At 62.0% G+C, this 11961-nt stretch carries 9 protein-coding genes; 7 read left to right on the top strand and 2 right to left on the bottom strand.

The window, feature by feature from the left end; all coding sequences use genetic code 11:
* Positions 1–4: 4 nt before the first annotated feature.
* Together RR842_RS04390 and RR842_RS04385 are read left to right on the top strand one after the other, a co-directional pair.
* Positions 5–1453: a serine hydrolase gene (locus tag RR842_RS04390; protein WP_332512891.1), complete on the top strand. Its 1449-nt coding sequence runs from the start codon at positions 5–7 to the stop codon at positions 1451–1453.
* Between the two features lie 33 nt (positions 1454–1486).
* On the top strand, positions 1487–1933 hold the full coding sequence (locus RR842_RS04385) for an FHA domain-containing protein (protein WP_332512893.1): 447 nt from the start codon (positions 1487–1489) through the stop codon (positions 1931–1933).
* 72 nt (positions 1934–2005) lie between these two features.
* Here the strand turns inward: RR842_RS04385 and RR842_RS04380 are convergent, their stop codons facing one another.
* Together RR842_RS04380 and RR842_RS04375 are read right to left on the bottom strand one after the other, a co-directional pair.
* Positions 2006–3943: an extracellular solute-binding protein gene (locus tag RR842_RS04380; protein ID WP_332729087.1), complete on the bottom strand. Its 1938-nt coding sequence runs from the start codon at positions 3941–3943 to the stop codon at positions 2006–2008.
* A 1-nt stretch (position 3944) separates the two neighbouring features.
* Positions 3945–6230 (bottom strand): EAL domain-containing protein, encoded by a 2286-nt coding sequence (locus RR842_RS04375; RefSeq protein WP_332512896.1) that lies wholly within the window; start codon positions 6228–6230, stop codon positions 3945–3947.
* A 380-nt stretch (positions 6231–6610) separates the two neighbouring features.
* On the opposite strand from RR842_RS04375, the gene RR842_RS04370 reads away from it, so the two are divergent.
* Genes RR842_RS04370 through gluQRS form a run of 5 tightly spaced genes read left to right on the top strand, consistent with a single transcriptional unit; the run spans position 6611 to position 11769 of the window.
* The gene (locus tag RR842_RS04370) at positions 6611–8368 is read left to right on the top strand and encodes a thiamine pyrophosphate-dependent enzyme (protein ID WP_332512897.1); all 1758 of its coding nucleotides are present in this window, start codon (positions 6611–6613) and stop codon (positions 8366–8368) included.
* Complete coding sequence (locus RR842_RS04365; protein ID WP_332729086.1) at positions 8365–8994, top strand: indolepyruvate oxidoreductase subunit beta; 630 nt, start codon at positions 8365–8367, stop codon at positions 8992–8994. The genes RR842_RS04370 and RR842_RS04365 overlap by 4 nt, the downstream gene beginning before the upstream one ends.
* On the top strand, positions 8991–9428 hold the full coding sequence (locus tag RR842_RS04360) for an amino acid-binding protein (RefSeq protein ID WP_332512901.1): 438 nt from the start codon (positions 8991–8993) through the stop codon (positions 9426–9428). The genes RR842_RS04365 and RR842_RS04360 overlap by 4 nt, the downstream gene beginning before the upstream one ends.
* 5 nt (positions 9429–9433) lie before the next feature.
* The gene (locus RR842_RS04355; protein ID WP_332729085.1) at positions 9434–10798 is read left to right on the top strand and encodes a phenylacetate--CoA ligase; all 1365 of its coding nucleotides are present in this window, start codon (positions 9434–9436) and stop codon (positions 10796–10798) included.
* A gap of 20 nt (positions 10799–10818) precedes the next feature.
* Entirely contained in the window at positions 10819–11769 is a 951-nt protein-coding gene (gene gluQRS / locus RR842_RS04350) for a tRNA glutamyl-Q(34) synthetase GluQRS (RefSeq protein ID WP_332729084.1), read from the top strand.
* Positions 11770–11961 lie beyond the last annotated feature (192 nt).

The raw sequence follows: 11961 nt of genomic DNA, 5'->3' as shown, positions 1-11961 counted from the left end.
CCCTTTGAAGAACCGGTGCGCAAGCCTTGTTGCTTGCGCACTCGCCTTGACCTTGGCGTGCAGTACTGTCGCCGCGCCCGCAATGGCTTTTGCCGACGTACGCAAGGCCGACGTTGTCTACGGCCAGACGGTTGACGCACGTGGCTTGGCTGTCGCTCAATGCCCCAACATCGATGCCGAGTACGCCTATCTCATGGGTGCCGACGGTACGGTGTATTTCGAGCGCAACGGCACCAATCCCACGCAGATCGCCTCCATCACGAAGATCATGACCGCGATCGTTGCACTCGATGCCGTGGCTCAGGGCAAGCTGACGCTCGACACGACGGTAACGGTGTCGGCCGCAGCAGTCGAAGTGGGGGAGTCGTCGGCGGGTCTCGCCGCGGGCGATACGATGTCGCTTGAGGTTGCGCTCAAGGCACTGCTCGTGCCCTCGGGCAACGACGCTTCCGTGGCCATCGCCGAGACGGCGGGAGCCTTGCTTGCCGGCATGGCGAACCTGAACGGTACCGAAGTGGTCTTGGCCGGAGGGGCGAAGATATCTGCGAGCGACGCTGCGGCAGCTCAGGATGCATTCGTAGCCGCCATGAACGCCAAGGCCGCCGAACTCGGCTGCGTCGATACCGTGTTCGAGAACCCGCACGGCCTCGACCACGAGCAATTTGCGGGCGATCAGCACAGCTGTGCTGCCGATGTGGCGAAAATGGCCCAGTATGCCATGAAGAACGAGACGTTCCGCTCGATCGTTGCCGGAGGCGATACCGGTATCGTCGTGATGCGCGATGGAGCCCGGACTACGATCGACTTGGTATCCACCGACGAGCTTATCGGCGTCTACGAGTACGCGATCGGCATCAAGACGGGTACCACGCTGCTTGCGGGCCCTTCGTTCGCCGGTGCTGCCTACAACGGCGAAAAGGAACTGTACGCTATCGTGATCAACTCGACGTCCGAGGCCCAGCGCTTCAACGACGCGCAAACGCTGTTCGAATGGACGTACGCGCACGAGCGCGACTACGTTCTTGCCAACAGCTCCCAGACGGCGTCTATGACCGTGAACGGCACCGCGACCGAGGTTCCTGTCGTGGCGGAGGTTCCCCATAGCGAGTGGATCGACGAGACCGTGAAGGCGACGCTTGCCGATCCGGAGGCGTCCATCCGCATATTCGACCTCAACGGCAACGTCAGCCAGTCTCTCGAGTTCGACGAAGTGAAGGGCAACGTGCGTGCGGGCGACAAGGTGGGAACGATCACCTTCAAGCAACGAAACGCCGTAGTGGCAACGCAGGACCTGGTAGCATGCGAGGATGTGACTGCCCCTGACTTCCTGCAGGGAATCGGAATCTGGTGGGACCGCCTGTTCCGCGGTCTTTCCGGGCAGCCCCAAGTTGCGTCGTCCGTCACGCTGAACGAGACGCCGCTGATCAACGACAAGACGGCGGCAGCGGCCTAAGCGCCGTCCGTCAAGAAGAGCAAAGGAGCGCATATGACCGAGAAATGCCCCGTATGTAGTGGCGAACTGGAACCGAAGATGCCGGCATGCCCGCACTGCGGCTTCAAGTTGCTCGGATCGACACAGCGTTTCGAGCGGGTGTCGTTTGAAGACGAGTCCTTCTCAACGCCGGCCAAACCGGCTGCTGAAGCGGTGCTGCGCGTTGTTCGTGGGCCGCAAACCGGTGTCTCGTACCGCTTGAGTGAGGGCGCGGTGCAGACCGTCGGCCGCAGTCCTCGGTGCGACGTGTTCTTGAATGATATGACCGTCTCGCGCGAGCATGCTGCAATCGAGCAGGCGGACGGCGGCTTTGCCATACGCGACATGAATTCGTTCAACGGCGTCTGGGTGAACAACGATAACGTCGAGGCGACGCGTGTCTTGTCGAACGGCGATATCATCCAGATCGGCGCGTTCTGCCTGCTCTATCAGGAAGAGTAAGCCAGCTTTGCGGCCGAGACGGATGGCCTTCCCTTATTGCTGACGGCTCCTTCGAGCGCCTTGCAGCGCTGCTCAGGGCTCGGCAATCGTCAGCCGTCCATCTTTGGAAGGGGAGACGGTACCTGCCTCGCGTACTGCGGTCTCAAGTATGTCCTTGATGGTGCGATCGGTCTTTTCGCACGACTGGATGAACCCGTCGGGCACGGTTTCATCCATAATGGAAACAGTGTACACGCGGTCGGGATCCACGGCGCTGCCGTCGGTGAGGGTGACGGAGCGTATGCGCTCGCCAGGTTCCGCTGCGGGCGCATACTCCATGCGCAGTCCCGAGAAGTAGTAGAACCACCCGCCCTGGTTGCTGTCGACCGTTATGGAGTGCTCGAGCGTTTCCAGCAAGTCGGCACCTGTCATCGATACCACCCAAAGCGTCCCCGATTCTCCGCGCCTGAGGTCGGGAAGCACGCGCCCGATGTCCGTCTCGGTGATCGGGCCGCCGTAAAGACGCGCGCTGATGCCTTTGCCGTTATTGCGTCCGTCCTTGCCGTTGTCCAAGAAGAGCGCAAGGTCGCTGCCGCCTACTTCTCTCAGAGTATCGGTCACAAAGCCTCCGGTATCCGTCAGAGAGAAGTCCTCCGATGCCTGCCCGATCGTCTCGGGCTCTTGTGCGGCTACAGGGGAGGCGTTCTGCGCATCCACCATGCGGGTCACGTCGGCGGCGGTCAATTCTCCGCGTACCATGCCCGCCAGTCCCTCACGCAGCGCATCCTGAGCGTTTTCAAGCGTGGGGAACGTGCCGTAACGGCTGTATTGAAGGGCTGTTTGCATTTTCTCGATCTCAGGAGTGTCCGGCGCTCCCATGCCGACAAGGCTCGAGAACATGGCTCCCGTATCGGCCATGAGCGCCTTTTGGCCTTCGGACGTGCTGATGTAGTCCATGAGCTTCATCACAAGGTCGTATTTCTCGGCATTCCGCGGCTCGGCAAGGTGTTGGGACAATCCGATGTAGCACACCATATAGAGCCGAGCCCAGTCCCCGCCATCGCCGGGGTTGAAGAAGGGCATGAGCGCGAATTCGTCGGAGCTGCCCCAGATCGTTTCGCCTAGGTGGACCATTAAGGCCGAGTCTTCGATCATGGCGCACTGACGGCCGAAGAACATGGTCTCGCGGTCGGCGTAAGTGAGGTCGAGGTCGCCGGGTTGCAATATCTTTTCGTCAATCAAGGTCTGGAACGTGTCGAGCGCCGGCGCGAAATGGTCGCCGAAACTACCCTCCCCGTTGTTGTAGGATTTGATCCACAGCTTATCCTGCGGCTTGCTGTAGCAGTCGGCGTAGCCGTATCCGGTGAATGCGGTATCAAGCACCTCGGAATTGCCCAGGCCCAGCTGCAGCGAGCGCATGCCGCTCGCCTCGATGGTCTTGCACAGCGAAACGAACTCATCGAAGTTTTTCGGAACCTCCCAGCCACGCTCTTCGAACAGGGTCTTGTTGTATACGATACCGCGCACCTGTGCAGGACCGGGCAGGTAGTACAGCTCCCCGTCACGGGAGAGGTCGCCGAGCATCGAGAGGTTGTAGCGGTCGGTGAACCCCATGCCTGCCAGATCGAGCAACTCGTCGCCCCAATACTGTTCGCCGATATCATACGGCCAGGTCATAACCATATCGGGAATATCGTCGTTGGCAAGGCGCGCCTCGTATTCGGCTATGCCCATGTCGCGCGTGTGGTTTCCCACCTGCACGATATCGATGTCGGGGAACTTCTCTTCGACGGCCTGTTCGAACCCGTTGATGGCAAAGGCATTCTTCACCAGAACGGATATCTGCTGCCTGCCGTCTTCTGTGATCTTTTGCGTGAGTACGTCTTGCTGCGCCGACTCGCTGCCTGCCCCGCATGAGGCGAGCGGCAGCATGAAAGCACCGGCAAGCACGGCGGACAGGAGGCAGCGCAGTCCCCGATGGCTCCCTGTTGCCGAAACGGTGCACCGTTTCGAGGACCCGAATGGGCTCATCCTAGACGCCTCCTTCTTTTCCGAACGCCAGACGCTCGAAATCGGAAATAGGCATGGGCTCGGCGAACACGTATCCCTGCACGTAATCGCATCCGAACCGTTCGAGCATGTCGACCTGTTCCGGCTTCTCCACGCCCTCGGCCACCGTCTCCATGGAAAGCGATTTCGCTAGGCCGATGATACTCTTGACGACCGAGGCCATGCGCTGAGCGTCGCCGCCCTCGTCGTCGCGGAAGAATATTTTGTCGAGCTTCATGGTGTCTACGGGCAGCGCCTGGATCATGTTGAGCGACGAGTACCCGCTGCCGAAATCGTCCACCGAGCAGCAGAACCCGGCCTCGTGGATAGAATCGATAATGCTGATGAACCGTTGTGAGTCTTCCATGACGACGCTTTCGGTGAGCTCGATCTCCACCAAGCCGCGAGGGATGCGGTGGCGCCGTGCGATGGCGCAATACTCGCCGAGGAAGTTTGCGTTGCGCAGGTGGACGCGGGAGCAGTTCACCGACACCTTCACAGGCTCGAGGCCTTCGTCGATCCAGGCACGCAGACGGCGGCATACCTCCTCGAATACCCAGAGGTCCAACTGAACCACGAAGCCGTTCCTCTCGAACAGCGGGATGAACTCGTCGGGATAGATCAGGCCCTCAGGCCCGCTTTGCCATCGGGTGAGCGCCTCGGCTCCGCCGATCGTGCGATCGGGTAGGTGGTACTTGGGCTGCAGGTACACCTGGAACTCGCCCGAGGTCAGGGCGGTCTCCATCTTGTCCTCCAGCTCTTTTTCGCGCAAAAGTCGGTGCCTGACGGCATCGTCGTAGATGGAGTAGCGAACCTTGCTGTTGAGCGCCTTCTGGCACTCGCGCAGGGCAAGCTTTGCACGGTCGATCATCTGGGAGAACGGCAGGTTCACGTCGTCTATGACGAAAATGCCGAATTCGACGACGGGAAGCGCCCAAACCGGAGGCTCGACCGCGACGAACTGCTCTCCGGAGGCATACCAGGTAGCGATGCGCTCGCGCATCGCTACCTCGCCCTCGTATTCGACCAGCACGACGAAGTTGTCGGCTGCCTGCCGGCCGATAGCCTCGCCGTCGCGAAGGTTGTCGCCGATGACGGCGTAGAGCATGCGTAGCATGTCGTCGCAGTCATCTTCGCCGTACTGGTCGTTGAGCACCTTGAACTTCTCGATGTTGGAATAGGCGAGAGCGTACTGCGGTGCCGACGAGGAGGAAAGGGAATCCTGCGCGATCTCGAAGAACTTCTCGACGGTATTGCCGCCGGTCACGTCGTCGACGAAAGCCAGGTGCTCGAGGCGCCGCTTGTTGCGCGACGTCGTGAACAGCACGAAGGCGATGAGCCCGGCGGATACCAGGGTAACGAGTCCGCAGAGCATGATCGTCATATCGAGCAGCATGTCGGAGCGGGCGTTCACGGTGCTTGAGGGCACGAACGTGAGCAGGTACCAATTCTCTGGGTTCACGGGTGTGTACACGGCGTAATAACGCTTGTTGTCCACCGAGAAGGCTATCTGCCCGTTCAAGTCGCTTTGCATAGCGCTTTTCATAGCTTCGACGCTGTCGCCCTCTTCCATGGTCGCGTCGGAGATGGTCGTGAGCACGTTGTAGCCCGTGTCGATACCCGACGAGTTCGACGGACGCACGACCACGGTGCCGTTCTTGTCGATGATGCACGAGGTCGCCTCGCCGTCGAACGACTCCATCGCGAGCGTCTGGTCGAACGAGGAGGGGTTGAAGCTCGTGGCTATGGCCACCATGCTCTCGCCTGCGATATCGAGGCCGTCGAGGGGTACGGACAGTAAGATGCGCTCCTTACCGTCGACCATCTGCGTGTTCGAGATGCTTGTCCGTCTCTCGACGATGGCGGTGGTGAAGGTGTCGTCGTTGTTGAGCACGATGGGATTGCCCGACGAGTTGTACGCCTTGCCATCCTCGTTGATGAAAACGAGATCCTCGAAGCCCCAATACCGCTTCTGTTTCTCGGTGAGAATCGAGATGCTGTCGTAGGAGCTTGTGTCCGACTTCTCGACAATGGCCGCGATGGTGTAGAGGTTTGCGTAGTTGTCGGAGATGATGCGGTTGACGTTGTCCCCGGTGCGCCGCGCTATTTCTTGCAGGTAGCCGCTGCTCTCGTCGCGGATAGTGTTTTGCAGTTGGTGGTAGTATTGAAAACTGGAGATGCCGATGAGAGCGCAAGCTACCGCAAACGCCGCTAGGGCGATCCCGAACGAATTCGCTGCTATGGACGTGCGCCTGCGTTTGCCTTGCATCGTTTCCCTCGACCCACGTTGAACCGTCTGCTCCCTGATGTTCTTTGCACCTATTCTAATACAAAAGCGGCGATTAACCTATCTTGGCTTGTGTGCGAGTTAAGTTGTTCGGGGTAGACCGTCTCAAAAGCGAATTTAACCATCTGGCATCAGTCGGTATTCTGCCGGTTGCAGCCGGTGATCATGCCGTTTCCACCGCGCGTTTGCGTGCGGTACTCGTTGGACGATGGACGGTTTTCTGGCGTGTCCTTCCGCAAGGGCGGCGTCGGCCGTCGAAGTTGCGGGATACGCCCGTTCGCTCTCGATTTCGCGCGATGCGCTGCGAGGCGAGATGATTGCCGTATAATGTCACACGGATCATCGACAGGGAAGGGCCGTCTATGGAACTGATGTCTGGAAACGAGGCCATCGCCCAAGGGGCGTGGGAGGCCGGTGCGCATATCGGCGTGGCCTATCCGGGAACCCCCTCGACCGAAACGCTCGAGGAGTTCGCGAAGAAAGAAGGCGTGTACGCCGAGTGGAGCGTGAACGAGAAAGTGGCTGTCGAGGTGGGCATGGGGGCATCTGCCGCCGGAGCCCGCGTGCTGGTCACCATGAAGCACGTCGGTGTGAACGTGGCAGCCGACCCGTTGTTCACGGCCGCCTACACGGGAGTGGGCGGCGGCGTGGTGGTGCTCGCGGCAGACGACCCCGGCATGTACTCCTCGCAGGACGAACAGGACTCGCATTACTATGCGCAGGCGATGCATATCCCGATGCTCGATCCGGCCGACTCGGCCGAGGCGCTGCGCTTCACGCGCGAGGCCTACGACTTATCCGAGCGTTTCGACGTGCCCGTCTTCGTCCGCTCTTCGGTGCGCCTTTCGCACACGAAGACGCCGGTAGAGCCTGGCCAGCGTGTTGAGGTTGCGTTGAGGCCCTATGAAACGAACACGGCAAAGTGGGTCATGATGCCGGCCTTCGCCAAGCCGCGTCGTCGCGTGCAGCTCGAGCGCATCGACGCGTTGACCGCGTGGGCCGAGGACTGCCCGTACAACGAGGTTCTGCGGCGCAAGAGCGCGGTGGGCGTCGTATGCGCGGGCGCGACCTACCAGCATGTGGCAGATGCGCTCCCCGAAGCGTCGGTGTTCAAGCTGGGGTGTACCTACCCCTTGCCTGCGCAGGCACTGCGTAACTTTGCCGACTCCGTCGAGGCACTCTATGTGGTAGAGGAGGCTTCCGAATACTTGACGCACGGCGTGGCCGCGCTCGGCATTGAGGTGAGCGGCTTTCCCGGCTCCCTGCCGCGCGACGGCGAGCTGTCACCGGGGCTTATCCGTGCGGCATTCGGCTTCCAGGAGCCGGCGCACGAGGCCACGCCCGCAGGCTTGCCGGGGCGCCCGCCCGCGCTCTGCCCGGGTTGTCCGCATCGCCTGGTGTTCAAGGAACTCACGCGCATGAAGGCCATCGTCACCGGCGACATCGGCTGCTACACGCTGGGCGCGCTGCCTCCTTTGTCGGGCATGGATACCTGCTTGGACATGGGTGCCTCGGTGTCGATGGCGCACGGCTTCGAGCTGGCGCTTTCCGGCACCTTGCATCGTCCGGTCGTAGCTGTCATCGGCGACTCGACGTTCGCCCACTCGGGCCTGTCCTCGCTTATCTCCACGGTGTACAACCGCGGGGCGGGCACCGTGTGCGTGCTGGACAACCGCACGACGGCCATGACGGGACGTCAGGGTAACCCCTTCAACGGTGAGACGCTGCAGAAGCGCCCTAGCCGCGAGCTGGACATGGAGGGCATCGTGCGGGCACTTGGAGTCGAGGACGTGCGTACCGTCGACCCCAACGACGCGCTTGCGGTGCGCCGAGCGCTGAAGGAGGCATCTGCATCGGAAGAGCTGTCGGTGCTGGTGTTCCGCAGCCCGTGTGTGCTGATCGACCGCCTGCGCAAGCCCGCCTATGCCGTCACCGATGCGTGCACGGCCTGCGGCGTGTGCCCGACGCTCGGCTGTCCGGCCATTGCTAAGGATGCCCAGACGGGGCGTTCCGCCATCGATCCGACGTTGTGCATCGGCTGCGGCCAGTGCGCGCAGTACTGCGCTTTCGGGGCCATCGTGCAGCCGGATGCCGCATCCGCGAAGGGAGGCGTCGCATGAGCGCGCTGACGGGTTCGACTTCTGCCACGACCGTGCTGTTGTGCGGCGTGGGCGGCCAAGGCACCATCCTTGCAGCCGACGTGCTGGCGCATGCGGCACTTGCGGCAGGCGAGGTGGCCAAAGTATCTGAAATTCACGGCATGGCGCAGCGCGGTGGCGCCGTGACCACCGTCGTGCGCTTCGGCGATGCGGTCAACTCCATGGTATGCGATCCCGGCACAGCCGACTGCGTGGTCTCGTTCGAGACGACCGAAGCGCTGCGGAACCTCTCGTCTGTGAAGGAGGGAGGCTACCTGCTGGTGGCCGACGAGGCTATCCTACCCTTGCCGGTAGCTACCGGCAAGGCATCTATGCCCGCACATGCCCGCGAGACGCTGCTCGGGTATGGCGCCACCCTGATTCCGGCAGGGGCGCTAGCGGCCGAGGCCGGTAGTCCCAAGTCCACGAATATCGTGCTGCTGGGGGCGCTCTCGACGCGCCTGCCCTTTGCGAGGGAGGTTTGGGAGCAAGTGGTTGCCGACCGCGTGCCGCCCAAGACCGTCGAGACGAACCTTGCGGCATTCCGGGCTGGGCGTGCGTTCGCGCTCGATACGGCCCAAGCGCAGGAGGGGGAGATGCAAGCATGAGCGTACAACAGATCAGCGTGTTCCTCGAAAGCCAGCCGGGGCACCTGCGCCGCGTGCTTGATGCGTTCGAGGATGCCGGGGTGAACGTGCGCGGCTACAGTGCTTCGGATACCGGCGATTACGGCATCGTGCGCTTCATCGTGGACGAGCCGAGCCGCGCGCTTTCCGTTTTGGGGGTTTTAGGTGCCGCAGCTACGGCGACCGACGTGCTGTGCGCGCGTCTGGACGACAAGCCGGGCGAGCTGGCGCGCGTTATGGGCATCATGGCCGACTGCGACATCAACGTCACCTACAGCTATTCGCTTATTTCCACTTATATCGCGCTTTCCGTCAAAGACGTTGCGCGCGCCGAGCAGCTGCTGGAAGGCGAGCCGGTCGATCTTATCGGGCAGAGCGAGCTGGCGCGTGTGCTTGAGCGCAACGAAGGCAGGTGAGCATCATGGCCGATATGACCGTAAAAGGTGCCGCCTTGGCCGCTGCCTTGGCCGGCAATTTCGCCGACCTGCCAATCTACGACCGTCGTGCGGAATGCGCCTCGCGCGACGAGATACGCGCGCTTCAGCTGGAAAAGCTGAAAGCGCAGGTGGCCTGGACTTACGAGCGGGTAGCGTGGTACCGTGTGCGCATGGACGAGCTGGGCGTGGCACCCGCCGATATACAGACGCTCGACGACGTGCGCCGATTGCCGTTCACGGACAAGTCCGTGCTGCGCGACACGTTCCCCTACGGGCTATTTGCCGTTCCTATGGAGCAGGTGGTAGAGCTGCATGCCTCGTCGGGCACCACCGGCAAGCCCATCGTGGTGGGCTACAACGCCCACGACATGGACGTGTGGAGCGATTGCATTGCGCGCATGGTGCAGATGGCGGGCGTCGTGCCGGGCGATCGTGCCCAGATGGCGTTCGGCTACGGCATGTTCACCGGCGGCTTCGGCTTGCACTACGGTCTTCAGAAGCTAGGCTGCACCATGATCCCTGCCGGCTCGGGAAACACCGAGCGCCACATTGCTATGATCGAGGACTACGGCACCACCGTGCTCGTCGCTACGCCCTCCTACGCCCTGCACGTGTGCGAGGTGGGGGAGAAGATGGGATACGATTGGGAGAAGTCGACCCTGCGCGTGGGGTTGTTCGGCGGCGAGCCGTGCCCGCCGGCACTTAAGGCCGAGATCGAGAGCCGCATGCATATCGTCTGCACCGACAACTACGGGCTGACCGAGGTCATGGGGCCGGGCGTATCGGGCGAGTGTTTGGCGGCGCGCGACATGCAGCACATTGCCGAGGACCATTTCCTGTGGGAGGTGGTGGACCCGGCAACGGGCGAGCCGGTAGGCGAGGGCGAGGTAGGCGAGCTGGTGCTGACGCCGCTTGACAAGCAGGCTATCCCCGTGCTGCGCTACCGCACGCACGACTTGACACGCGTGGTGTGTGAGCCCTGCCGCTGTGGCCGTACGACGGCCCGCATGCAGAAGGTGCGCTCGCGCTCCGACGACATGCTTATCATCCGCGGCACGAACGTGTTCCCGAGCCAAGTGGAGGACGTGCTCTCCGGCATCGAGGGCGTGACGCCCCACTACCGCATCGTAGTGGACACGCAAGACGGGCTCGACCGTATGGCGGTGCACGTGGAGCTGAAGCCCGAGTCGTTCTCCGACTCGTTTGAGGCGATGGACGCGTTCAGGCGCTCCATCGAAGAGAAGCTCAAGGGTGTTTTGCTGGTGGGATGCAAGGTGCGTCTCGTGGAACCGGGCGGCATCGAGCGTACGACCGGCAAGGCCAAGCACGTCGAGGACTTGCGGAAATAGGGTTTTCAACCAAGGGTTGTATGGCATATTGTGATGAACAGCTGGTGAGTTCGCCGGTGGTGGGGCGGTTTGCGCCGTCCCCTACGGGGCGGATGCATGCGGGCAATGTGTTCGCGGCGCTTATGGCCTGGCTCGTAGCGAAATCGCAGGGCGGGCGCATCGTCTTGCGTATCGAGGACTTGGATGCCGAGCGGTCGCGGGTTGAGTTCGTCGATGCGGTGCAGCGGGATTTCGAAGCCTTGGGGCTTACGTGGGATGAAGGACCCTACTTCCAGCATGACCGAGAGGAGGCTTACCGGGCTGCGTTCGAAGTCCTTTCTGAGCGAGACCTGGTGTATCCCTGCTTCTGCACGCGGGCGGACTTGCATGCGGCCTCTGCGCCGCATCGCGGCGAGAAGCCGGTGTATCCGGGAACGTGCCGCAGCTTGGGCCCCGCGGAGCGCGAGCTGCGCGCGGAAGGACGTGTGCCGGCGCAGCGTCTTGTCGTTCCCGACAGGGATGTATCTCTCGACGACCTAGTGCAAGGACGCTACCGCCAGGACCTCGCGCACGACTGCGGGGATTTCCTGGTACAGCGCTCGGATGGGGCGTTTGCCTACCAGCTGGCCGTCGTCGTGGACGATGCCGAACAAGGGGTGAACTCGGTGGTACGCGGCGTGGACCTGCTGTGCTCGACACCGCAGCAGATATACCTGCAAGAGCTGCTCGGGCTTCCTCGTCCTGGATATGCGCACATCCCGCTTATCGTGGCAGAGCAGGATAGGCGGCTCTCCAAGCGCAACCATGATGCGGCGCTCGATGCCCTGCTTGTGCGCTTCAAGACCCTCGCGGCTGTTATCGGACATATCGCCGGCCTCACAGGCTTGGCGCCCACCTGTGACCCAACAACCCCCGAAGAGCTGCTGGGGTCGTTCGACCTGAATGCGCTTCCATCGTTGCTGCGCAACCTCGTGCAGATTCGTTGGGAGTAGGGGTTGTCGCCGAACTTTGGGATGGTTATGAGGACTTGGTAGCCAAGGGGGCTACTACCAGCACGATGACAAGGTACACTCCCAGAATGCCGAACAGGACCAAAGCCGATTTCTTATCGAGCCTAGCGTCCTCTTCGCTCGCCGTTCCTTCCTTGATGGCTTTGCGCCGCTCGATCCTGCCCTCGCGCCATT

The organism is Gordonibacter sp. (assembly GCF_036667095.1).
Lineage (GTDB): Bacteria > Actinomycetota > Coriobacteriia > Coriobacteriales > Eggerthellaceae > Gordonibacter.
This window is presented reverse-complemented; position numbering and strand designations above follow the sequence as displayed.

Coding starts and splice junctions, on each gene's coding strand:
- RR842_RS04380 (WP_332729087.1), bottom strand. CDS start 3,943: ATGAGCCCATTCGGGTCCTCGAAACGGTGCACCGTTTCGGCAACAGGG.
- RR842_RS04355 (WP_332729085.1), top strand. CDS start 9,434: ATGGCCGATATGACCGTAAAAGGTGCCGCCTTGGCCGCTGCCTTGGCC.
- RR842_RS04385 (WP_332512893.1), top strand. CDS start 1,487: ATGACCGAGAAATGCCCCGTATGTAGTGGCGAACTGGAACCGAAGATG.
- RR842_RS04375 (WP_332512896.1), bottom strand. CDS start 6,230: ATGCAAGGCAAACGCAGGCGCACGTCCATAGCAGCGAATTCGTTCGGG.
- gluQRS (WP_332729084.1), top strand. CDS start 10,819: ATGGCATATTGTGATGAACAGCTGGTGAGTTCGCCGGTGGTGGGGCGG.
- RR842_RS04370 (WP_332512897.1), top strand. CDS start 6,611: ATGGAACTGATGTCTGGAAACGAGGCCATCGCCCAAGGGGCGTGGGAG.
- RR842_RS04365 (WP_332729086.1), top strand. CDS start 8,365: ATGAGCGCGCTGACGGGTTCGACTTCTGCCACGACCGTGCTGTTGTGC.
- RR842_RS04360 (WP_332512901.1), top strand. CDS start 8,991: ATGAGCGTACAACAGATCAGCGTGTTCCTCGAAAGCCAGCCGGGGCAC.